Annotated in this window: 24 protein-coding genes; 5 read left to right on the top strand and 19 right to left on the bottom strand. The window is 59.2% G+C overall.

All coding sequences use genetic code 11. The features are described from left to right. Positions 1-15: 15 nt before the first annotated feature. The 11 genes from fliF to M2360_RS09060 form a co-directional block, all read right to left on the bottom strand. A complete protein-coding gene (gene fliF, locus M2360_RS09110; RefSeq protein WP_280774620.1) occupies positions 16-1,725 on the bottom strand; it encodes a flagellar basal-body MS-ring/collar protein FliF in 1,710 nt (569 codons plus the stop codon). Positions 1,726-1,883: 158 nt separating this feature from the next. Beyond that, positions 1,884-2,273: a hypothetical protein gene (locus tag M2360_RS09105; protein ID WP_280774619.1), complete on the bottom strand. Its 390-nt coding sequence runs from the start codon at positions 2,271-2,273 to the stop codon at positions 1,884-1,886. Between the two features lie 17 nt (positions 2,274-2,290). Beyond that, on the bottom strand, positions 2,291-2,839 hold the full coding sequence (gene cheD / locus M2360_RS09100; RefSeq protein ID WP_280774618.1) for a chemoreceptor glutamine deamidase CheD: 549 nt from the start codon (positions 2,837-2,839) through the stop codon (positions 2,291-2,293). Further along, a complete protein-coding gene (locus M2360_RS09095; RefSeq protein ID WP_137156717.1) occupies positions 2,836-3,225 on the bottom strand; it encodes a response regulator in 390 nt (129 codons plus the stop codon). Before M2360_RS09095 ends, cheD begins: the two co-directional genes overlap by 4 nt. Further along, the gene (gene cheB, locus M2360_RS09090) at positions 3,225-4,286 is read right to left on the bottom strand and encodes a protein-glutamate O-methylesterase CheB (protein ID WP_280774921.1); all 1,062 of its coding nucleotides are present in this window, start codon (positions 4,284-4,286) and stop codon (positions 3,225-3,227) included. The genes M2360_RS09095 and cheB overlap by 1 nt, the downstream gene beginning before the upstream one ends. Next, the gene (locus tag M2360_RS09085; RefSeq protein WP_280774616.1) at positions 4,283-5,185 is read right to left on the bottom strand and encodes a protein-glutamate O-methyltransferase; all 903 of its coding nucleotides are present in this window, start codon (positions 5,183-5,185) and stop codon (positions 4,283-4,285) included. Before M2360_RS09085 ends, cheB begins: the two co-directional genes overlap by 4 nt. A 2-nt stretch (positions 5,186-5,187) precedes the next feature. After that, positions 5,188-5,655, bottom strand: a complete 468-nt coding sequence (locus tag M2360_RS09080) for a chemotaxis protein CheW (RefSeq protein WP_280774615.1) — start codon at positions 5,653-5,655, stop codon at positions 5,188-5,190. A 30-nt stretch (positions 5,656-5,685) separates the two neighbouring features. Then, positions 5,686-7,980, bottom strand: a complete 2,295-nt coding sequence (locus M2360_RS09075; protein WP_280774613.1) for a chemotaxis protein CheA — start codon at positions 7,978-7,980, stop codon at positions 5,686-5,688. 13 nt (positions 7,981-7,993) lie between these two features. Continuing rightward, complete coding sequence (gene cheY1 / locus M2360_RS09070) at positions 7,994-8,359, bottom strand: chemotaxis response regulator CheY1 (RefSeq protein WP_137156722.1); 366 nt, start codon at positions 8,357-8,359, stop codon at positions 7,994-7,996. After that, positions 8,356-8,649 (bottom strand): STAS domain-containing protein, encoded by a 294-nt coding sequence (locus M2360_RS09065; protein ID WP_280774609.1) that lies wholly within the window; start codon positions 8,647-8,649, stop codon positions 8,356-8,358. The genes cheY1 and M2360_RS09065 overlap by 4 nt, the downstream gene beginning before the upstream one ends. A gap of 43 nt (positions 8,650-8,692) precedes the next feature. Beyond that, complete coding sequence (locus M2360_RS09060) at positions 8,693-10,291, bottom strand: globin-coupled sensor protein (protein WP_280774607.1); 1,599 nt, start codon at positions 10,289-10,291, stop codon at positions 8,693-8,695. 482 nt (positions 10,292-10,773) lie between these two features. Here M2360_RS09060 and M2360_RS09055 point away from each other — a divergent pair, with 482 nt between their 5' ends. Further along, positions 10,774-11,232 carry a YbaK/EbsC family protein gene (locus M2360_RS09055; RefSeq protein ID WP_280774605.1) on the top strand — a complete coding sequence of 153 codons (459 nt, stop codon included), beginning with the start codon at positions 10,774-10,776 and terminating at the stop codon, positions 11,230-11,232. A 12-nt stretch (positions 11,233-11,244) separates the two neighbouring features. Here the strand turns inward: M2360_RS09055 and M2360_RS09050 are convergent, their stop codons facing one another. Further along, on the bottom strand, positions 11,245-11,601 hold the full coding sequence (locus tag M2360_RS09050) for a hypothetical protein (RefSeq protein ID WP_280774604.1): 357 nt from the start codon (positions 11,599-11,601) through the stop codon (positions 11,245-11,247). Between the two features lie 132 nt (positions 11,602-11,733). Between M2360_RS09050 and M2360_RS09045 the strand changes: the two genes are divergently transcribed. After that, complete coding sequence (locus M2360_RS09045; protein ID WP_280774602.1) at positions 11,734-12,486, top strand: Crp/Fnr family transcriptional regulator; 753 nt, start codon at positions 11,734-11,736, stop codon at positions 12,484-12,486. A gap of 31 nt (positions 12,487-12,517) precedes the next feature. Here M2360_RS09045 and M2360_RS09040 read toward each other — a convergent pair whose 3' ends face one another. The 4 genes from M2360_RS09040 to M2360_RS09025 form a co-directional block, all read right to left on the bottom strand. Further along, the gene (locus M2360_RS09040; protein ID WP_280774601.1) at positions 12,518-13,522 is read right to left on the bottom strand and encodes a sensor histidine kinase; all 1,005 of its coding nucleotides are present in this window, start codon (positions 13,520-13,522) and stop codon (positions 12,518-12,520) included. 83 nt (positions 13,523-13,605) lie between these two features. Continuing rightward, the gene (locus tag M2360_RS09035; protein WP_280774599.1) at positions 13,606-14,412 is read right to left on the bottom strand and encodes a response regulator; all 807 of its coding nucleotides are present in this window, start codon (positions 14,410-14,412) and stop codon (positions 13,606-13,608) included. Between the two features lie 106 nt (positions 14,413-14,518). Next, positions 14,519-14,938, bottom strand: coding sequence for a hypothetical protein (locus tag M2360_RS09030; RefSeq protein WP_280774597.1), 420 nt, complete (start codon positions 14,936-14,938; stop codon positions 14,519-14,521). A 2-nt stretch (positions 14,939-14,940) separates the two neighbouring features. Beyond that, positions 14,941-15,267: a DUF883 domain-containing protein gene (locus M2360_RS09025; RefSeq protein ID WP_280774595.1), complete on the bottom strand. Its 327-nt coding sequence runs from the start codon at positions 15,265-15,267 to the stop codon at positions 14,941-14,943. 448 nt (positions 15,268-15,715) lie between these two features. Between M2360_RS09025 and M2360_RS09020 the strand changes: the two genes are divergently transcribed. The 3 genes from M2360_RS09020 to M2360_RS09010 all read left to right on the top strand — a co-directional run bounded on the left by M2360_RS09020 (position 15,716) and on the right by M2360_RS09010 (position 17,714). Further along, on the top strand, positions 15,716-16,846 hold the full coding sequence (locus M2360_RS09020; protein WP_280774593.1) for a PQQ-dependent sugar dehydrogenase: 1,131 nt from the start codon (positions 15,716-15,718) through the stop codon (positions 16,844-16,846). Positions 16,847-16,941: 95 nt separating this feature from the next. Further along, the gene (locus tag M2360_RS09015) at positions 16,942-17,151 is read left to right on the top strand and encodes a NepR family anti-sigma factor (protein ID WP_280774591.1); all 210 of its coding nucleotides are present in this window, start codon (positions 16,942-16,944) and stop codon (positions 17,149-17,151) included. Next, entirely contained in the window at positions 17,148-17,714 is a 567-nt protein-coding gene (locus M2360_RS09010) for an RNA polymerase sigma factor (protein ID WP_280774590.1), read from the top strand. The genes M2360_RS09015 and M2360_RS09010 overlap by 4 nt, the downstream gene beginning before the upstream one ends. Before the next feature lie 145 nt (positions 17,715-17,859). Here M2360_RS09010 and M2360_RS09005 read toward each other — a convergent pair whose 3' ends face one another. From M2360_RS09005 to M2360_RS08995, 3 genes are read right to left on the bottom strand one after another with little or no spacing between them, the layout of a single operon-like run. Further along, entirely contained in the window at positions 17,860-18,888 is a 1,029-nt protein-coding gene (locus M2360_RS09005) for a histidine kinase dimerization/phosphoacceptor domain -containing protein (protein ID WP_280774588.1), read from the bottom strand. A 13-nt stretch (positions 18,889-18,901) separates the two neighbouring features. Continuing rightward, positions 18,902-19,339, bottom strand: a complete 438-nt coding sequence (locus M2360_RS09000; protein WP_280774586.1) for a response regulator — start codon at positions 19,337-19,339, stop codon at positions 18,902-18,904. Continuing rightward, on the bottom strand, positions 19,336-20,835 hold the full coding sequence (locus M2360_RS08995) for an ATP-binding protein (protein WP_280774585.1): 1,500 nt from the start codon (positions 20,833-20,835) through the stop codon (positions 19,336-19,338). Before M2360_RS08995 ends, M2360_RS09000 begins: the two co-directional genes overlap by 4 nt. Between the last annotated feature and the right edge of the window lie 152 nt (positions 20,836-20,987).

Raw genomic sequence — 20,987 nt, 5'->3', positions numbered from 1 at the left:
TTTTGATCTTGTCGGCTAGGCTGCTTGTTCGGGAAGCGCCCATTTGCGAAGAATTTTGGCTGCTCTTTCTTCGCTGATTTCCACCATACGGCCGAGTCGGCGTTCCGGACCTTCCTTGACCCGCTTGGCGAGGCCGGAGCCATCGTCTTCGCTCGGGTTGAGGATGTCGTCGGTTGAGTCGAAGCCGAAGTCCGAACCAAAGCCGTCCATGAGCGTGGCCCCTGGACCGCCGACTGTCGGCGGAGAGAAGTCCGGCAGTTCCAGGCCGGCGCTTTCGCCGAGCGGCACGGATCCTGGAGCTCCGAGTGCAGCCGCACCGAGTTCGGGACCACCAATCGCCTTGATCAAAGGACGGAAGCCAAGCCAGACGATCAGGAAAGCAACGGCGACAAAGGCCAGCGCGTTGATCATCGTGCCCATGTTGCGCATGAAGATATCGGCGAAGGAATCCGAAGAGGCAGCCTCGTTCAGGAGCTGATTGTCGAGAAAATCGATCGCCGAAACATTGATGATGTCGCCACGCTGAGCATCGATCCCGGCGGCGGAAGTTACGATCTTCTGCATTTCCGCGACAATACTGTCGAACTTGGCCTGATCGAAAGGCTCGCCGGCGAGTTTGGCGATTCGGCCGCGATTGACGACGACGGCGATCGACAGCTTGTCGATCGTATAGCCGTTGCGCACCGTCGCGACGGTTTTCTGATTGATTTCGTAGTTTGTCTGTTCTTCTTTTTTGTTGGCTTGGTCTGAAGACTTCGGACCTGTCCCAGCGCTCTCATTGCCCTGGGGAACATTCTGCTCGACCGTGGTCGCCTGTTCCTGGGAAACCTGTTCAGATTTCTGGTCTTCCTTGGTCACACGTACAGACCGCTCGACCTTTGATTCGGGGTCGAAAATGGTTTCCTGGATCTGTTGCGCGTCGGTATTGAGCTTCGCGGTCACAGATGCGCGGAAGTTGTCCATGCCCAGGAAGGGGGCGAGCGCATTGTCGATCTTGCTCTCGATTTCCTGTTGGACGTTCTGAAGGATTCCGAGAGACCGGTTGAGCGAACTGCTGGACGGATCGTCGCCAGAGGCGAGCAACTGGCCGGCCGAGTCGAGAATGGTGACGTCGTCGACATTGAGGCCTGGCACAGCGGACGCCACCAGATGCCGGATGGACGCCGCAGCCTGGCGACCGACCTGTTCGGAAGCTCTGATCATCACGGAGGCGGTCGGTTTCTGTTCCGTCTGGCGGAAAGATCCGCGATCAGCCATCACGATGTGAACGCGCGCGGCGTTGATGCCGTTGATGGTCTGGATGGTGCGGCCGATTTCGCCTTCGAGCGCCCTCACCCGCGTGACTTCCTGCATAAAGGATGTAAGGCCGAGCGAACCGACATTGTCGAACAATTCGTAGCCGGCATTGGCCGAATTCGGAAGTCCGCGCTCAGCCAGGAAAAGTCTCGATTTTCCCGTCTGGCCGACAGGCACCGCGATGGAGCCGCCGTCTGTTCCGACCTGATAGTCGAGCCCGCCTTCGGCGAGCGCGATTCCCACTTGATTGAGATCGGAAGCGTCCAGGCCAACATACAGGGTCTCATACCCAGGTTTGTTGACGTAGTAGCTGCCGACAAGAATCGCCAGGAGGGTCAACCCGAAGATCGCTCCGAGGGCAACCAGCTTGGTCGCGCCCAGCGATGTCAGGTTTTTGAGTATAGCCGTAAGCTGATTCAACAGATTCATTCTGTTCCCGCGAAGTTAAGCGCCACGAGGTCAAGGTATCATTCCTTGCTGTCACTCTACGGCTTCAAACTTGCGCGAGGATGTTGCCCGTCGGGCCTCGACTTCCCGTTGCGGCGCTCTATTTCCGGTCAATCTGCCCGGTCATCGCCGTGGCGACGTCAGAACAGATCACAATCTCCAGCAGTCTTGATGATCGGCTGCGAATGTCCGCGGCGCGTTCCGCCGGAAAGCGCGCGTTGCATTTCCGCCAGCTTGACAAGGCTCAAGGCGGTCGTGATGTCGATCAGCATTTCCTCCGGAATCGAAGCCGTTACGGTATCGATGAATTCGGCGAGACCGCGGGTTTTCTGAACCGCAAGGTCAATACCCTGAAGAACCATCATACGATCGGCGGCGTCCATGAAATCAACGCCGTTCGAATTGGTCAGGAAGGGTTCGATCCGCTCGATGAGATAGGCGACGTCGTGCAGTTCAGAGACCACCCGCATCAGAATTTCTGGCAGCGACTCTTCTGTCGGAACCGTATGCGATACTACACTCGAATGCATGGCGTGACCCTTCCAGATCAGAAAAACTCGATCGACGACTCGGCTGGCTTCGGCACGGGCACTGGGCGCGTTTCGAGCTGGACGGTCCGCTGTGTTTCAGCGCCGGTGAGGGCGTATTGACGGGCCCGGCCAGATACCGGCCAGAATTCGAGCTTGCGGCCGGCGTCGCCGCCGGTGGAGGCCCCTACCATCTTGATGCCTTCGTCTTTGAGGAAGCGCATCGCGAATTCTGCGTTCTGCTGGCCGACATTCGAAAATGTCGCGATGGTCTTTGCTCCACCGAAGATTTTGGCCTCGAGCCGGTCGCGGCGAGCGCCCTGCTTGAGCAACCCGTTGATCAGAAGCTCCATCAGATGGACGCCGTAGCGCGACACGTCACCGCCCTGCGCCATGGCTTCTGCGGATCCGGGCAGGAGAAAGTGGTTCATCCCGCCAACACCGTTCACCGGGTCGCGAAGACATGCCGCCACGCAGGAGCCGAGCACCGTTGAAAGGACCACATCCGGGTCGCGCGAGACTTTCCACTCGCCTTGGATTACATGGACACGTTTGAAGCCATCGCTCATTTGAGGGATCCGAACACGGCTTCAATAGCCGCTTTCATTTTTTCGATGGTGAAAGGTTTGGCCAAGACATTGTTGGCCCCCATCTGCGCCGCTTTCTGGACGAGCGCGCGGTCGCCCTGAGCAGTCAGAATGATGAAGGCGGCTTTCTTCGTGGCCGGGTTCGATCGAACGGCCTGAAGAAGTCCCAGGCCATCCATTTTCGGCATGTTGAAGTCCGAGATGACCAGATGGTGAGGCTGTTGGGCCATGATCTGTGCGCCCTGTTGCCCGTCGCCGGCTGCTGTAATTTGCTTGAACCCGAGCTGGGTCAAAGCGTCACTAAGAAGCAAGCGGCTCGTTACCTGATCATCGACAATAAGGACTTTGATTTTTTCAGCGATAGACATCAGTCGCTCCCTTCTTTTCGGGCGGCAGTAAGTTTCAATATCTCTTCCCCTATAGCCGTCAGCGGAAGCTGTGTTTCCACAGCTCCGAGCTCGAAAGCCACGCGGGGCATTCCATAGACCACACAGGTCTTTTCATTCTGACCGACGGTGCGCGCTCCAGCGTGACGCATCTTCAACAGTCCCGATGCGCCATCGCGGCCCATACCGGTCAGAATGACTCCCACGGCGTTGCGCCCGGCGAGTTCAGCCACGGAGTCAAAAAGAACGTCGACCGAAGGTCGATGTCCGTTGACCGGCGGCTTATCGAGCAGACGGCACACGGGAGCGTGGGCGTTTGTGACCGTCATATGTCGCTCGCCGCCCGGCGCGAGATAGACGCGACCGATTTCGAGCCGGGCTCCATCGGTCGCTTCCTGCACCTGCGGCGCGCATAGCCGGTTCAGCCTTTCCGCAAAACTTTTCGTAAAGGTCGACGGCATGTGCTGGGTTATGACAGTCGGCGGGCAATTAACCGGAAATTTCTTAAGAACTTCTATCAGCGCTTCGACGCCGCCCGTTGAAGAGCCAATTGCCACGACTTTCCGGCCGACCCTGTATTCGGATGGCGCCGAATTGACATTCGCGGCCGGGACCGGATGCGCCGGCCGGCGCATATACTGGTAGCGATAACTCGATTTGGCCGCCGCCTTGACCTTGTCGATCAGTTCGTGGAACGGACGAGTATCGCCCGGCGCAGGCTTGCCGACGCAATCGAAAGCGCCGATTTCCAACGCCGCGATGGTGGCTTCAGCGCCGCGATGGGTGAGCGACGAAACCATGATGACCGGCATAGGACGGAGCTTCATGATCTTTTCAAGGAATTCGAGCCCGTTCATATCCGGCATTTCGATGTCGAGGGTGACGACATCGGGGTTGAGCTCCTTGATCGCCGCGCGCGCTTCCATGGCGTCACGCGCCTGACCAATCACGTTCACATCGGGATCCGAATTCAAGACCGCCGAAATGAGACCGCGCATGGTGGGGGAGTCGTCGACAACGAGAACGCGTGCTGGCGCCATCAGGTCTTCCTCCCCCCTGATTTGCCGATGAACTTGTAAGTCGTGATGCCGGTATTGTCGAAATAGGCCTTCGCCTCGCCGGACACGCGCTCGGAATGACCGATATAGAGATGACCGCCGTCGGTGAGCAGATCGGAGAAACGGTTCCAGATGCGCACCTGGGTGGGCTCGTCGAAGTAGATCACCACATTGCGGCAGAAGATGACGTCGAACTTGCCCTTGAATGGCCAGTTGGCCATGAGGTTGAGTTCGTTATAGGTGATCAGCCGCTTGACCTGGTCGCCAACCTGCCACTTCTGTTTCCCGTCGACATTCACCTCGGAGAAATACTGCTTGCGCATTTGCGGGCTGACGGTCTCGAGCGAGTTGGCGTCATAGGCCCCCAGCCGCGCCGCGGCCAAAATCTTCGGGTCGATATCGGTGGCGAGGATCTTGAAATCGTAATCGGCGATATTCGGCATGACGGACAATGCCGTCAGCGCGATCGAATAGGGCTCCTGACCATCGGAAGACGCCGCAGACCAGATACGGGCGCGACCACCGGATTTCAGGCGGCTGATCATACCGGGCAGAACTTCCGTGCGCAGATGATCGAAATGATGGTTTTCACGGAAGAAGCGCGTGAAGTTCGTCGTGAGGAAGGATAGCATCTCCCGGCGCTCGGCCGCGCCATGCTGTGAGGAGACGAGTTCGCAATAGGTCCGGAAGTCGCGCAGACCCAATTGACGGATATGCTTGGAGAGCCGGGAATAGACAAGCGAAGCCTTGGTCTCATTGAGATAGATGCCCGCATCCGAATAGATCATCGCGGCTATTTCGGCGAGATCACGGCGCGTCAACGGGAACTCACCTCCTGCGAGGATCTCTTCCTGATTACGGCGCGGGTCAATGGCTAAACTCATGGTCACGCTGCTTCGCTTTCACTCTCGTGGAACAGGGCTTCCAGCTCCATCAGGCAGATCATTCTCCCCTCGATCGCGATGATGCCGCGAGCAAAGGATCTTTCGAGGTCCGACGCGATCTCTGGCGTCGGCTGTATCAATTCATCCGTCACCGTCAGGATGTCCGACACGGCGTCGACCAGTAGCCCCACGATTTTGTCCCGCACCTGGGCCACGATAATAACGTGGCGCTCGGTCGGTTCGGCGGGCTTCATGCCTAGCCGGGCCGAAAGATCGATGATGGGCAATACGGCCCCGCGGAGATTGATCACTCCGCGCATGTAAGACGGCGTATGCGGCATCGGGGTTGCAGGCGTCCATCCACGGATCTCCCGGACAGACATGATGTTCACGGTAAACTCCTGATCGCCGATCCGGAACGCGATGAGTTCGCGACCGTATTGCGAAATGGTTTTCGCTGTGTACGACATTCTGACGAACCCAAACTCCTCACATCATCCTCAACCCGTCGCGGCGAGCGCGCCTTCCGATCTCAAGGACTGACCTCGGGAGGCTGCGACCACGGCGTCAACATCCAGGATCAGCGCCACCCGGCCGTCGCCGAGAATGGTTGCGGCGGCGATGCCCGGCACATGCGTGTAGTTGGCTTCGAGACTCTTGATGACCACCTGACGCTGCCCCTGGATCGCATCGACCATGAGCGCGCGCTGTCCGCCGCCTTCCGATTCCACCAGCAGCGCGACGCCATCGACCGGATTGGCCGAATTGCTGCGATAGTTGAGGATGCGGCCGACATCGACCAGCGGGCAGAAGGAGTTGCGGATGGCGATGAGTTTCTGATGGGCGCCGAAGGAGTGGATGGCGCTCGCCTCGGGCTGCAAAGTTTCGACGATGGCGGTCAGCGGCACCACCAGCGTCTGGTTGGCGACCGTCACCACCATGCCGTCAAGAACGGCCAGCGTGAGCGGCAGGCTCATGATGAAGGTAGAGCCCTGCCCCGGACGGGACTGGATCGAGATGCGTCCGCCAAGCGCCTGGATCGACCGTTTGACTACGTCCATGCCCACGCCGCGGCCGGACACGTCGGTGATCTTGTCGGCGGTCGAGAAACCCGGCATGAAGATCAGGTTGTCGATTTCCTCGTCCGACAGGTTCGCGTCGGCGGGGATGAGATCGTTGTCGATCGCCTTCTGCCTGACCTTCTCGCGGTTGATGCCGGCGCCGTCGTCGGACAGCTCGATCAGGATGCGGCCCGAACGGTGTTTCGCGGTCAACTTGACGGTGCCCTCGGCCGGCTTGCCGATGGTGGCGCGCTTTTCTGGGCTTTCGATGCCGTGGTCGACCGAATTGCGGATCATATGCGTCAGCGGCTCGGCGAGCTTGTCGATGACGGTCTTGTCAACTTCGGTGTTTTCACCTTCCGTTACAAGGCGCACGGACTTGCCAACCATGTCCGCGACTTCGCGAACGATGCGCGACATGCGCTGGAAGACTGGCTTGACCGGCTGGGCTCGAATGGCCATCACCGAGTCCTGAATCTCGCGGGTGAGCTGCTGCAGCTCGTCGAGACCCATATTGATGCCTTGCGTGCCGGTCGAGTCGTTTTCAATGACGCTCTGGGCCAACATGGCCTGATTGATGACGAGTTCGCCCACCAGGTTGATCAGGCGGTCGACACGATCGAGATCGACGCGAATCGTCTGGTTGGCGCCGGCGGCCGAATTGGCGTCGGCGGCCTTGGCGGCTGCGGCCGGTTCACGCTTCTCAGCGGCGGGCGCTGCGGCGCGTTCGACCTTCGCCACGACCTCGGAGGCTGCGGCAGCGGTTTTCTTGGCCATGCTTGCGGCGGCGGCCATGTCTTCTTCAGCATTGTGATCTTCGATCATCACCGCCGGCTCTTCATCCTCAAGGATGCTGAGGTCGAAGAGGATCGGGATCATCGGAAGCTCTTCGGCTTCCTCCTTGCCGATGCCTTCGCCGTCGGCAAGCTGCTTGATGTCGAGTTCGCAATCCCATTCGGCGAATTCGAACACCTGACGGATCGCTTCTTCGCCCTTGTCGGTCTTGATCCAGATCTTCCAGGAGAAGTAGGCGTTCTCCGGCTCCAGCTGGTCAAGGCCTGGCAGCGTGGTCATGTCACAATGCAGGCTCATGTCGCCGAGACGGCGAAGATCGCGCAGCAACAGCGCCGCGTCATTGCCCTTGGTGTAGAGTTCCGTGCGCGGCTTGAAGTTGACTTCGAATGTCGGCGCGGCAGCGGGGTCGCCTTCATCGCCGAAATCGTCGAAGGAAAAGGGTATCGGCTGAAAGCCGCTGTCGTCCGTCGGTGAAGGAGCCGCCGCGGCGACTGGCTTTGGCGCGGGCGCCGGAGCCTTCGGAGCCGGTTCTGCGCCGCCAGAGCTTGGCAGGGGGTCTCCATGCGCAAGCGCTTCGAGATCCTTGACCAGACCCGATGTCCGGCTCGGATCGACGGAGCTGCCCTCGCGGGCGGCGTTGGTCAAGTCGGCCAGCGCGTCCGCCGACTTGAGCATCACCTTCATAACGTCAGGACCAGGATCAAGCTTGTTGGAACGAACGCAATCCAGAGTCGTCTCGAACACGTGGGCAAACGCCACGAGGTCGTCAAGACCGAAGGCGCCTGCGCCGCCCTTGATGGAGTGAACGGCTCGAAAAACGGCGTTGACCGTCTCTGGATCCGTATCTCCATCATTCATCTTGAGCAGACCCGATTCCAGTTCCGCGAGCTGTTCCTCGCATTCCTGAAAAAAGATCTCTTTGATTTCGTTCATATCCATAGGATTGTTCCCGTTAAGCGGTTACGCGCTCGATGGCATCGATCAGTTTTGTCGGGTCGAACGGTTTTACGATCCAGCCCGTCGCGCCAGCTTGACGAGCGCGGTTCTTTTTCTCAGCGTCGCTCTCCGTGGTCAGAACCAAGATCGGGATCGCGCGATATTTGTCGTTCTTGCGCACGCCTTCGATAAAGCCGAAGCCATCGAGACGGGGCATATTGATATCCGTGACGATGACGTCGGGATTGCAGGTTTCGAGAACTTCGAGGCCTTCAACTCCGTCTTCGGCCTGGATGGTTTCGAAGCCGGCATTGTTGAGAGTGACCAGAAGCATGTTTCGGATGGTTCTGGAGTCGTCCACCGTGAGAACGCGTTTCTTCATTGCTTGCTCTCCTTTGCGAGCATCATTTCGTGATTGACACCGATGAGCTGCATCGTCTTGGCGAGCGCATCGGATATTTTCGAGAACTTGAACGAGAGCTTTTCCTGTTCCCAGGTTTTAGATGCCGACATCAACACCTGGATCGACAGAGCGCCGCAACGCTCCACCACGGATCCATCGATGGCGAGATCGCTGCCGCGCATCGACATCAGCTTGCCGTGCAGGGCGGAGGCCTCGTTCAGATCGAGGATCTTCTCCAGACTGAGTTTCTTCATTGCTTTGCCACTCATTGGGTCTTTCCCGTCGCTTTAATTTCAGGTCCCCGTTCATGCGTCATGACGCCACCCTTTCATCCAGCAAGGCGAAAGCTGTCTGTCCGGTGTCCGCCATGGGCGAAACGATCTGGTCGCTTCCGGTCTTTTTGGAAGGTCCCCATGTTCGGCCATGGTCGAATTGGCCGAGCCTGAACGCCCTGATCGTGTCGCCAAGCTCTACTATTACAGCCTTAAGGTTATCGGAGTGTTCACACGCGCCCGTCGCGACGTGAGAAGTTTCATTGAGCATGCGGCCAATCGAACTGGCTGCAGCAGCCAGACTTGATACTTCGGATGCACATTCGCCGGTGTCGCGCGCCAATTGAGAAATGGCGGTATTGATCTCGGTCACCTGGGTCGCGATTTCCCCGATTGCGCCTTGCGTGCGGTTGACCATCGCCACACCGCTATCGACCTGAGCCTTCGTCCCGGTGACGAGATCCTTGATTTCGCGCGCCGCTTCGGCGGATCGCTGGGCAAGGCCCCGAACCTCTTGCGCGACGACCGCGAAACCCCGGCCGCTATCGCCCGCGCGGGCCGCCTCGATGCCGGCGTTCAAAGCGAGAAGATTTGTCTGGAAGGCGATTTCATCGATGACGCCGATAATCTGGCCGATCTTTTCAGCCGAGCTTTCGATATCCGCCATGGCGTCGATCGCTTGTCCCACGATCTTGCCGCTTTCGAGGACGGCGTCGCGCGCCTTTCCTGATGCGCCTTCGGCGAAGCCAGCCCGATCGGCGGCGGCTGAGACTTTCGCGGCAAGAGCGGTGACGTCGGAAGAGACCTCGTCCAATCGGCTGGCCGCCTGATCGCTTCCGGTCGCCAAAGCCGAGGCGGACAGAGCGATACGGCTTGCCCCTTCGCTTGCTCGTTCGGCGGCATCCGACGATTGGCGCAATTCTTCGCTGATGACTTTCAAAGCGCCATTCAGGCTTTCGACAAGATCGCGATAGTCGTCCGGCGCGTCGCCGCCTACCGGCTGGGAGAAATCCTTGCCCGTGAGTCGCTCGGTGATTTCGCCGATCAGGGCGCGCGCTTCGCCGCGCCGCGCGGCGTCTTTGGCGGCGAGGTCTTTCTGATAGCCAAGGCGCGTTTCGTTAAAGCGCAGCGATGTCGCGATTTCGAGATCCACCATAACCGCGCGAATGAGCGTGGAGACGAGACGCAACGTCTCGTCGCGCTTGCGCGCGCCGCCAAACCAGCTCTTCGGCCAGTTCGCCCTGAGAACGCCGTCGACGAGATGCTCGAGGACCACCGCCTGGCCGGCGATGCGCCAACGCGGGTCAAGCCCGCCTCTGCTTTCGGTATCCGAGAGCACTTTGACGCGTTCGGCATAGAGACTGTCGAATCGCGCATCGGTCAACACATCCCAATGCGACTGGCAGAGATCGTGGAGACGATCGATCTGCCCTTCGCTCTGGAACTGTCGGGCCGCATCCGGGAAAGTTTGATAACGCTGGAAGAGGTCGCGCAGGCCGGTTTTTACATGGGGAAGCAGTTCGCTCCGGCGATCTCGAAGAAGCGCGGCCTCATCGGCGGCGAGCCCGGCAAAACGCAGGCGACCGCCGAGGCTTCCGCCTTCGCGTCTTTCCCTGTCCGCCGTTGCCGCCTCGTCCACCACTTCTCTTCCCCGTCCAAACGCATGACGCCAGCCGACGGGCTGACACGGCCTGCTCCGCATGGCAGCGGACACATATCCGCTCCCAGACGCGCCAGGCACGATCTGCATTGTTGAATTCGTTAACTCCGGGCTAAGTACCGGCACGGCGAAGCGGCTTCATGCCTATTGGACCGCGCAGCGATCCCATTCCGGCGTAGGTAAAATGTTTATGGTTAATTCCTTGCCTGAAGGTTAACGCCGCTCACCAACACGCATTTTTTCTAAAATAAGAGCTACCGGAATTACGAGCATCGGCAAAAGAAGCCGGTTAATCATCGATTTGCCGAAGAGATTTCCGCACAGCCGGCATCGCGTTTTGGCACGCTTCCCATATTAATCCCTATGGGCTGACGCTATTAACTTTTACGCCTTATGCCCGGGCTTGCCTGCGGTGGCCGGAACCTTATGATCACGTATCAACATATTTGCAGGAATCCCGCATGAGCCTCCAGAGCGTGACGCAGTTCTTTAGCGAAAAAGCTCCCGATATCGCCGTGATCGAACTCACCGTCAGCACCGCGACCGTCGAACTCGCAGCGCGAGCGCATGGGGTGGAGCCGGGCCAGATCGCCAAGACGCTGGCGATCAGAATCGGCGACGAGACCATCCTTCTGGTCGCCAAGGGCGACGCGCGACTGGACAACAAGAAGTTCAAGTCCCGTTTCGCTGCAAAACCGCGCATGCTCGCACCGGAGGACGTTGTGGCGGTAACCGGTCATCCCGTGGGAGGGGTCTGCCCGTTTGGCCTACTGAACCCTCTCAGAGTATTCTGCGACACATCCCTGCAAGCCTATCCGGAAGTCGTCCCAGCCGCGGGTGACATTCACGCCGCAGTCAGGATTGCGCCCGAGCGGATGGCGGCGCTGGTGGATGCGGAATGGGTCGATGTCTGTCAATAAGGGACAGGTTTTTCAGCTTTTCCCAACCAGCGCCAGGCCGCGCAGGACCACGTCAAGCAATTGCCCTTCGATGAAAGGCTTCACCAGCACCGGCCATTCCTGAAACCCCGGCACTCCGTCGGAAAAATCCACATGACCGGTCAGGAACACCAGCGCCGCTCCCGATGCGAGCACAGCCGAAGCGTTGCGCCGGTCCATATCCGCCGTATCGCCCGTATCCAGGAGCACGAGGTCCCAGGATTTCGCCCGCAACTGCGGCCCCAGTTCTGCCAGTGAACCGGTTTCGATATCTCCCGGCAGCAACTCCGCCAGCGCCTCTTTCACATCAAGGGCGATGAGATATTCTTTTTGCACCACGAGTATACGCAAATCACTCTCCGGACCCGGTTTCGATGTCGCGCAATCAATAGCTTTCGCGGCGGCGCGTCATTTAAATTTGACATAGCCGGAACTTTTACGGGCCCCTCGCATTGTCGATCTGCGTCCTACGGAGAAGACCGGGTGGAGTCATCGTCTCGCCGCGCAGTGCGACACGACTGCGAAAATTGCTGGGTCCGACATCTTGAAACCTTCCGGGAGTTTTCGCCTCCGGAACTTGAATTCGTGTCCGCTTTCAAGAGTGGACAAATGCAGGTCGAACCTGGCTCGACCGTCCTCAGCGAAGGCTCTCTCAGCCCACATCTCTACACAGTGCTGTCGGGTTGGGGTTTCCGCTATAAGATTCTGGAAGATGGCCGACGACAAGTGCTGAATTACGTATCGACCGGCGACTTGCTTGGCCTGCAGGGAACGTTGATGGGCGAAATGCAGCATTCGGTGGAAGCGCTTTCACCGCTTGAAGTCTGCATCTTCGAGCGTGAAAGACTTGGCGACCTGTTTCGCGACCATCCGGGCCTTGCTTTCGACCTGACCTGGATCGCCGCGAGAGAAGAACGGATTCTCGACGAGCATCTCTTGAGCATCGGTCGGCGCAGCGCCATCGAACGCGCCGCCTATCTTCTCGCCTTCCTCGCTCATAAAGCCCGCGAATCCGGCCTGGCCGAGGGCAAGCTCACCAATCTGCCGGTCACACAGTCCCATGTCGCCGATACGTTGGGGCTTTCGATCGTTCACACCAATAAAACGCTTCGCAAACTCGCGGAGCGAGGCGTAATCCGCTGGCTGGAACGCGGCTGCGAGGTGCTGAACGAGGTTGAACTGGCGCGAATCGCCGATTGGCGTCCCCCCATTCCGAGGCGCCGCCCCTTTATTTGAGGCGGCGGCTTAGGCGAGCGCGATATCGGCTTCAGGCTGCCTTGCGCGGGTCCGCAGGAAAAATCAGACCATAACGCACCTCGCTTTGCGAGACGCTGTATTCGGCGCGGCCATTGACCGACGCCGGAACGACACGTTCCAGGATCGCAGTTCCGAGCCGCCGGACCGGCAACCCCGAATCCTGACTTTTGCGAAGGCCGGCATCCAGGGGTTCGCGCCAGGAGACGCTGACAAAATCGCGCCCGTCTTTCTCCTGCATGGAAATCGACACGACGATGGTTTGTCCGGCCGGCAGAAAACTGCCGAAATTGATGGCATTGATCAGCAATTCGTGGAAAGCGAGGCCGAGATGCATGGTCACATTCGGCGAGAGGAGCAGATTTTCCCCTTCGAAAGTGACAAGTTGCTGACCATTCGGAATATAGGCGGAAACCTGCTGCTCCAGCAGTTCTCGCGCGAATGCGCCGCGCCAGCCGGAATCCGTGACCAGATCCTGCGACCGGGACAAAGAGAAAATTCGGCCGCGGAGCTTCTGGACATAGGCTTCGATCGAATCGGTATATTGCGACGTCTGGGTCACGATGCTCTGAATAATCGCCAGGAGATTTTTGGAACGGTGGCTGACATCCCGCAACAGGGATTGCAGCACCCTCTCTCGCCGGCGGTCCTCACTGCGGTCAATGATCGTGGTGATGAACTGCATCTGTCCGCCAGGACCCGTGAAGGCGAGGACCCTAAACTCGAACACACCGCCGCTTTCAAGCGTCACTTCCAGAATTTCGGTCTGTCGCGTTTCGAGTGCGCGCGCCTTCGATTCCCCAAGCCGGCCACCGATCTCGGCCCCGAACACCATGTCATCGTCAGGCGCCTCATCGGATTTCAGTCTCCAGACATCAGGCAGGCCGGTGACGCAGAGATAGCGATGATCGTGATCCTGAAGGATCAGGCTGGCATTCATGTCGAGCAAGGCCGTGATGAAGAACGGGCCAAGTTCCCCCTCGTTGAGATCCTTGGCATACCAAAGGAATCGCCGCACCTTCGCACCTCGATTTATTGCGGCGGCGAAAGCACTCTTCGCGTCAATTCGCCAACCGCGCCGGCTTCGGCAATTTCGATATTTCAGGCAGACAGCGCCTGATAGGCCTTGTCGCCGTCGTTAAAGAAAAGCGCCTGGCTGATCAACGCTTTCAACATATCGGGATTGTAAGGCTTCGTGACCAGGAATGTCGGTTCGGCGCGTTCGCCGGTCAAAAGTCGTTCCGGGAATGCCGTAATGAAGATAACCGGCACGCTAGCGACCTTGAGGATATCATTGATCGCATCGATACCGGAACTGCCATCGGCAAGATGGATGTCGGCGAGGATCATGCCCGGATTGCTGCGGCGATAGAGGTCCAGCGCCTCGGCATGGGTGCGGGCGATGCCGCTGACGCTGTGGCCGAGATCGAGGACGATATGCTCGATATCGAGCGCGATCAGCGGCTCATCCTCGATGATCATGATCTCGGTGGAAATCTGACGCGAAATTTCCTGAGTGGCTTCGTCGATCAGCCGTTTCACATCCTCGATGCTGACGGTCAGGATCTCCGCCGCTTCGGAGAAGGAGAAGCCTTCCACCGACACCAGCAGGAAGGCGTGCCGGGCTTGCGTGGGCACAGCGGAAAGATTGGCGACCGCCTTTTTTTCCCAGGCGAAGGGAGAGACGGCATGCGGCACGTCAACCTGGGCGGATTTCAGGATCCGGACAAAGAGCTTGTAAATCGCCACACGATCGGAAGAGGCTTCCGGAAAAATACTGAGATCAGCGATCAGCGCCTCAAGGGTCGCAACCACGAAAGCGTCGCCAGACGTCTGTGATCCGGTGATCGCGCGCGAATAGCGGCGCAGGAACGGCAAATGGGCAGCCACGCGCTCGGTCAAGGTCATTCAGATATTCTCCCCTTCTTGGATTCTGCTGACGCGTTAGATAATTCGAAGATAAGCAAAAGGTTCCATGACTTTAAGTCGTCATGGCAATTTTTATGTCGCCATCTCAACGCCGGTCGGCGCGCTTGCTGGCGCCATGCACGCTCCGCCCCGCGAAAAACGCCCCCGCCGCGCAGACCGCCAACACGGCCCACGGGCTTGTCCGCACCAGGTCCGGCATCAGCCCGAGCGCAAGATCAACGTCGGAAACCGGCCGCGCGGGCGGCTGGCGCAGGATCACGCCGCGACGGCGAACGGCGATTAACAGCAATCCGAACGATGCAATCGCGATAAGAACCGATCCGGAAAACAGCCAGCCGATAACGGCGCCATAGACATTGGCAATGGCGAGGGAGGCAGCGACGAGAATGAAGGACAGTCCCGCCGCGAGCAAGATCGACAATGCAAGGTAGAGCGCGGCGCGCGCTGCGGCTCGGCTCGCGCCGTCCGCCAGGCTCCGCCCGGCCAGCATCATGAACTGCTGCATGCTCAGCCCCTGCGGGTGAGAAGCGCGGCGAGATAGCCGAGGCCGAGCGCCAGTCCCACCGCCTGAAAAGGGCGGGCGCGTATCTCATCCTCCACGTCGCGACCAAAGGAATGAGCTTCCTCGCGGGCGTCATTGAAAGCGCGACGCGACGCGGCCGCAGCGTCCGCCGCCATTTTCTCGGCGCCGTCGCGATAGGCTTCGGCTTTGGCTGCGCCAAAGGCGGCCAGGCTCTTGGTCAATTCAGCGATATCGCGCTTGAGATCGCCGATCTGCGCCTCGAGGTCTTCGACGGTGGGCGCATTCTTTTCGTTCGCGTCGGAAAAAGCCATGATGTCATCCCTTATCATCTCGAAACTCGCGCGGCCTTGGCCGCGCCTGCCCCGGAAAATGCACGGAAGCTGGAAAAGTTCCCGAGAAAATAAAAAGGAGAGAACCATTCCGGCGGGAGGAAAGGTTCTCTCCTTTATGCGTCTGGCGCCTTCGGGGGGATGAAGGGGCGGATCCGGCGCCAGCTTTCGAATGAAGAGGAGGGGGCTCCGCATTCGACGACCGAATAACGGCGCGTTTGGCGATTGGTTCCTCCGGACAGGCCAGAATCTCGAGTTTTTCAAAAAATCCATCACGATGCGCATTCACGGGATCGTGCGCCGCCACAAATCGATGGCTCCCTTCATCAGCGTCGCCTCCCACCCTATATGCAGTGGCGCTTTTCTCCATTCGACCAGCTGTGGTCTTGAGATGGAGACCGCGAGCAAAGGTCTGACAGAGGAGGCGACGATGCCGAAAATGATCAAGCTTCTGGCGGGAGCCGCAGCCCTATTTTCGGCGACCGTCGCGATCGCTTCGGAAAACGCGGGCAAAAACACTGCTAAAAGCGATCCGCCCTTTCTGGCCAGGGATGTCGCGATATTCGATACGCCCTGGGCGCTCGCCTTCCTCAATGGGACCGAAATGCTCGTCACTGAAAAAGGCGGTCTTGTCTGGCTCGTCGACTCCCAGGGCCACAAGCAGCCGGTGGAGGGCGTTCCGGAAGTCGTCCATGACGGGCAGCTAGGACTGCTCGACATTGCGCCCGCGCCGGATTTCGCGCAATCCGGCCTTGTCTATCTCAGCTATGTCGCGCCGACGTCAAAAGGCGGATCGCTCGCGCTCGCGCGCGCCGCACTCACGCGGACCGACGGCAAAGCCGCTCTCGAAAACCTGAAGGTCATCTGGCGCGACGGAGCGATGCCGGGAGGCGGCCAGCCCGGAGGCGTGATCGCTTTTGCGCCCGATGGCCGACATCTCTTCCTGACCGTCGGCGATCGAATGCGTCCGCGACGCGCCCAGGATCTTTCGACGCCTCAAGGCAGCATCGTCAAGCTTACGCTCGACGGCGCTCCCGCAAAGGGAAATCCTTTTGAAAATAACGTAGAAGCCCGGCCTGAAATCTGGAGTTATGGGCACCGCAATCCCTATGGCCTCGCCTTTGCCCCCAACGGCGCCCTTTGGGCGCACGAAATGGGCCCACGCGGAGGAGACGAGCTCAACCTCATAAAGGCCGGCTCGAATTATGGTTGGCCGCTGGTCTCCAATGGCGATCAATATAGCGGCGCGCCGATCCCGCGGCATTCCACGCGTCCGGACCTGGCCGCCCCATCCGTCTATTGGACCCCGGTAATCGCCCCTGCCGGCCTGGTTTTCTATACGCAGGCGCGGTTTTCCGGATGGCGCGGTTCGGCGTTGATCGGCGGCCTGGCCGGAATGAGCCTCAGCCGCATCACTTTCGAGGACAATGGCGCGGCGCATGAAGCGGAGCGGTGGGACATGGAAGCGCGTATTCGTGATGTCGCGGTCGATTCGAGCGGCTATGTCTGGGTCATCGAAGATGATTCCGAGGGACGCCTGCGGCGTCTGGAGCCCAAATGAAAAGACAGCGCCCAAAATTTTCAGCAGTGTGGAACCAACGTCGGGGCAGAACGTTCCCGCGAAGATCATCGTCGCAACAATACGAGTCCGCACATATGAATAGTGATGAAACGAACAGAATGGGAGATCCAGGCGTGCCTGGCCCGTTCGGCGAAATCCCCAAAAAACTTAAAGAATACTACGATTCCCTGCAGGAAGAGGCTGTTCCGGATCGGTTTCTGGACCTTCTTGAGCAGTTGGATCAAGCCGAGCGTCTTCATACCGGCAAGATGCAGCCTCTGATGACGGAGGACAGCGGATCATGACGCAAGACGAAGACAGCATCGAAAGAGATTTCAAGCGTACGATGCTTGCCTGCCTCGGCAGCCTGCGCGCTTTCGGCGTTTCACTGACCGGACGCCACGACCGGGCGGATGATCTGGTCCAGGACACGATCATGAAGGCCTGGGCGAAGAAGAGTTCGTTTGAACCCGGCACCAATATGAAGGCCTGGCTGTTTACGATCCTTCGCAACGAATTCTACAGCCAGATCCGCAAGAGCGGCCGCGAGATTCAGGATTCCGACGGATACTATACCGAGCAGCTTTCGACACATCCCGGTCAATATGGCGCCTTGGATCTACAGGATTTCAAGGCGGCGCTCGAAAAATTGCCGGATGACCAGCGCGAAGCGATCATTCTGATCGGCGCATCCGGTTTTTCATATGAAGAAGCCGCCGAAATTTGCCAATGCGCCATCGGCACCATCAAGAGCCGCGTCAACCGCGCCCGAAACCGGCTGGCCGAATTGCTGGCTGTGGAGGGCGACCGCGAATACGGCCCGGATTCCCGCGCCCTCGCCGTCACCGGTCGGACCTTCGTCGGCTGATCCCAATGACATCGTGGCAATGACGCCGTCAGCCTTCCGGCTGGCGGTTTTTTCATGTCCGGTGCTGCATGGGGGGCGACTTACACCAAGTGCCCCTGACAGGAGCTCAAGCGCATTTATTCATGATCCCCGGCATTAACGTGTCTCAGATGGTCAGGCTGACTTCCGCTCTCGTGCCCTTTTCGCGCGGCACATAGCGGATGCCGCCGCCGACCGTGCGGGCCATGGAGGCGACGATACGCGAGCCCAGACCGGTGCCCTGTGCCGGCTGCGAGAGTTCGATGCCGCGCCCATCGTCTTCGACGACCAAAAGCGCTTCGCTGTCGGTAAGCCGTGTCAGTTCCACGCGAATTTCCCCGTCTTCTTCTTCGGGATAGGCGTATTTTATGGCGTTGGTCAAAAGCTCGGTCACGATCATGCCGGTCGACACCGCGCGGTCCGAAGGAAATGTGACGCTATCGAAATGCGAGCGGATATTCGATTTACGCCGATCCTTGGCCATGGTTTCGGCCAGTTCCGAAATCAGCGTCGACAGATAGCGGCTCATCTCCACCTCGCGCACATCGTCCGACGTATAGAGGCTTCGATGCATGCCGGCGATGGCCGATATCCGCGCCTGCGTTTCGGAAAGCGCATGCCGGACGTCATCGCTTTCGCTCGCCGACACCTGCAGACGGATAAGAGCGGCGACCAACGCCAGACTGTTGGCGACACGATGATTGACTTCGGCGAGCAGGATTTCCGCGCGTTCCTTGCCGAGACGAATTTCCTGCTCAGCCTGTTCGCGCGCCGCCCTGAGTTCGGCGTTTTCGAGCGCCTGCTGCAGGGCGTTGCCAAGCAGAGGCCAGAAATCCTCGCCGATGGTCTTGATCACGTAATCGGCCGCGCCAGCCTTCAACGCGTCGACCGCGATGGTCGCGTCGTTCGATCCGGTGACATAGACCACCGGCAGCACGACGCCCTGCTCGTCGAGACGACGCATGAAATCCAGCCCCGTCGACCCTTGGAGGTAATGATCGAGCACGATGGCGTCGAAGCCGCCGCCGACCAAGCGTTCCAGACCCTGCCCTGCGTCCTGGGCATGTTCGACCTCATAGCCCAGACGACCGAGCGACTTCTGGGCAAGGCGGAAAAGAGCATAATCATCGTCGATATAGAGTATCTTTTTCGCCATCGCCGCGTCGCCTTCAAGGAATTTGCATCACGGAGAAAAACAGCCCCAATTGCCGGATGGCATGGGCGAAACTGTCATAGTCCACCGGCTTGGTGATATAGACATTTGCCCCCAGGTCATAGCAGCGCTGGATTTCCCGCTCATCGTCGGTGGTGGTGAGGATGATCACCGGCAAACGTTTCGTATGCGCGTTGGCCTTGACCTTATCTAGAATATCGATTCCCGACATGTCAGGCAGATTGAGGTCAAGGAGTATCAAAAGGTAGCGACCTTCGCTCACCGAGCCTGAGCGATCTTCACCGAGAATGAAATCGAGGGCGGAATTGCCGTTGATGAATGGGATGATCGGATTGTTGACCCCTGCCCGCCGAACATTCTTCTCGATGAGGCGCGCATGGCCCTCGTCGTCTTCGACCATCACGATCGTCACTTCCTTGCCTGCCGCCATCATTCGCTGATACTCCCTACAAAACGACTGAGATCCGAAGGCATCCGGATCATGAATGTCGAGCCTGTGCCCCGTTCAGATTTCAGCTGGATATCGCCGCCCATATTGCGCACGAGCGAACGGACATGCGCCAGCCCGATCCCTTCGCCCGGCCTGTCCTGCACTCCGGAGCGGCGAAACAATTCAAAGACGCGTTCGTGATCCTCCGGCGCGATGCCTCGGCCATTGTCGGACACATCTATGCCGATGGTAAATGCGTTGACCCGGAAGGCGCGAACGGACAGCCGCAGGGGCCTCTCCGGCTCGCGATATTTCACGGCGTTGTCGAGCAGATTGCCAAGCGCCTGTTCGAGCGAGAAACGATCGGTGACGACGGACTTAACGTCGACCTTGATGTCGGCTTCGCCACGGGCTTCCAGAACCTGGTGCTGGATGGCGGCGACATTATGCTGGATAAGCGCGGCGAGATCGATGCGCTCGGGCTTCAACTGCCGGCGGCCGTCGCGCGAGATCTTCAGAATGGCGTTGATCAGTTCGTCCATCTTGCGAGTCGACGACCTGATAAAGCCGATCGCCTCCGGCAGATCCTCCTCGACCGCAAGAACTGTTTCGACGCGGGAGGTTTCATTGCCGACTGAGCCGGTTTCGCTCTTGAAATAGGACTGGATCGTCTTCAGCGCATTGTCGAGTTCGCTGGTAAAGCCCATGATGTTGACCAACGGCGCGCGCAGATCATGGGTGACGATATAGGCGAAGCGCTGAATTTCCTGGTTGGCCTGGATCAGGTCCTCGGTGCGCTCCCGCACGCGCTGTTCCAGCCCCGCGTTCAAGCCTTCAAGCTCTCGCCGCGCGACCAGGATTTCCTGGACATAGCGGCGGATGATCAGGAACACGATGATAAAAACAGCGAGAACGGCGATCGCGCCCGCGATCGTCACCATGCGGAGCCCTGCGGCAAGGCTGAGATGGCTCTTCAGCTGCCCGGCAATCTGGCGGTCGGCCTCGGCGATCATTTCGCTGAGCGTGCTGCGGATGTCGTTCATCAGCGTCAGGCCAACCTGGTTTCGCACCATGGCAAGCGCTTGTTCGCGGCGCTCCGATTGGGCGAGCGACAAGGTCGTCTTCAGTTCGTTTAACTTCTGCGCGATGACGCGGCGGAGCGGCTCGATCTCGATTTCAGAAAACCGGCTTCCGGCGATTGCCGCCTCAAGAACATTTTCGCGGCGGCCGATTTCGTCGATGGAATCACGATACGGTTTGAGAAATGTCGGTTCCATGGTCAACAGGAAGCCCCGTTGACCGCTTTCGGAATCCTGCAACGACAGCAACAAGTCCGCAGCGGCGCTTCGGACACGGCGCGCTTCGGCGGCGCCGGCGACATAGTCCTGAGTCTTGTAAACCAGGTAAATGATGCCGGCGACGATGCCGGCAAGAAGAAAAGCGCTTACGATCAGGGCGACAAAGGTCGACCTAATCAGCGACTGCTGTTGGTCGGACATTCAGGCGCGGCCCCCGCGCGGCGATGTCCGGGCCTCATCCGCCCATGCTCCATGAGCAGCAGCGGCCGCCTTCACTCGTTCCATATGTCCCTCTCGCGCCTTGCCCGTCTCGACAACCAGAAACGCGCGCGCAACAGGAAAGTTCCAAGGCT

The sequence above is a fragment of the Rhizobium sp. SG_E_25_P2 genome (assembly GCF_029892285.1).
GTDB lineage: Bacteria > Pseudomonadota > Alphaproteobacteria > Rhizobiales > Rhizobiaceae > Rhizobium_E.
The sequence above is the reverse complement of the archived record's forward strand: the minus strand, read 5'-3'. Positions and strand labels throughout refer to the sequence as shown.

What these genes read in the sequence shown, in the direction of transcription:
- fliF (WP_280774620.1), bottom strand. Translation starts at nt 1,725, where the DNA reads ATGAATCTGTTGAATCAGCTTACGGCTATACTCAAAAACCTGACATCG.
- M2360_RS09105 (WP_280774619.1), bottom strand. Translation starts at nt 2,273, where the DNA reads ATGCATTCGAGTGTAGTATCGCATACGGTTCCGACAGAAGAGTCGCTG.
- cheD (WP_280774618.1), bottom strand. Translation starts at nt 2,839, where the DNA reads ATGAGCGATGGCTTCAAACGTGTCCATGTAATCCAAGGCGAGTGGAAA.
- M2360_RS09095 (WP_137156717.1), bottom strand. Translation starts at nt 3,225, where the DNA reads ATGTCTATCGCTGAAAAAATCAAAGTCCTTATTGTCGATGATCAGGTA.
- M2360_RS09085 (WP_280774616.1), bottom strand. Translation starts at nt 5,185, where the DNA reads ATGAGTTTAGCCATTGACCCGCGCCGTAATCAGGAAGAGATCCTCGCA.
- M2360_RS09080 (WP_280774615.1), bottom strand. Translation starts at nt 5,655, where the DNA reads ATGTCGTACACAGCGAAAACCATTTCGCAATACGGTCGCGAACTCATC.
- M2360_RS09075 (WP_280774613.1), bottom strand. Translation starts at nt 7,980, where the DNA reads ATGGATATGAACGAAATCAAAGAGATCTTTTTTCAGGAATGCGAGGAA.
- cheY1 (WP_137156722.1), bottom strand. Translation starts at nt 8,359, where the DNA reads ATGAAGAAACGCGTTCTCACGGTGGACGACTCCAGAACCATCCGAAAC.
- M2360_RS09065 (WP_280774609.1), bottom strand. Translation starts at nt 8,649, where the DNA reads ATGAGTGGCAAAGCAATGAAGAAACTCAGTCTGGAGAAGATCCTCGAT.
- M2360_RS09055 (WP_280774605.1), top strand. Translation starts at nt 10,774, where the DNA reads ATGAGCCTCCAGAGCGTGACGCAGTTCTTTAGCGAAAAAGCTCCCGAT.
- M2360_RS09035 (WP_280774599.1), bottom strand. Translation starts at nt 14,412, where the DNA reads ATGACCTTGACCGAGCGCGTGGCTGCCCATTTGCCGTTCCTGCGCCGC.
- M2360_RS09030 (WP_280774597.1), bottom strand. Translation starts at nt 14,938, where the DNA reads ATGCAGCAGTTCATGATGCTGGCCGGGCGGAGCCTGGCGGACGGCGCG.
- M2360_RS09025 (WP_280774595.1), bottom strand. Translation starts at nt 15,267, where the DNA reads ATGGCTTTTTCCGACGCGAACGAAAAGAATGCGCCCACCGTCGAAGAC.
- M2360_RS09020 (WP_280774593.1), top strand. Translation starts at nt 15,716, where the DNA reads ATGCCGAAAATGATCAAGCTTCTGGCGGGAGCCGCAGCCCTATTTTCG.
- M2360_RS09015 (WP_280774591.1), top strand. Translation starts at nt 16,942, where the DNA reads ATGAATAGTGATGAAACGAACAGAATGGGAGATCCAGGCGTGCCTGGC.
- M2360_RS09010 (WP_280774590.1), top strand. Translation starts at nt 17,148, where the DNA reads ATGACGCAAGACGAAGACAGCATCGAAAGAGATTTCAAGCGTACGATG.
- M2360_RS09005 (WP_280774588.1), bottom strand. Translation starts at nt 18,888, where the DNA reads ATGGCGAAAAAGATACTCTATATCGACGATGATTATGCTCTTTTCCGC.
- M2360_RS09000 (WP_280774586.1), bottom strand. Translation starts at nt 19,339, where the DNA reads ATGATGGCGGCAGGCAAGGAAGTGACGATCGTGATGGTCGAAGACGAC.
- M2360_RS08995 (WP_280774585.1), bottom strand. Translation starts at nt 20,835, where the DNA reads ATGTCCGACCAACAGCAGTCGCTGATTAGGTCGACCTTTGTCGCCCTG.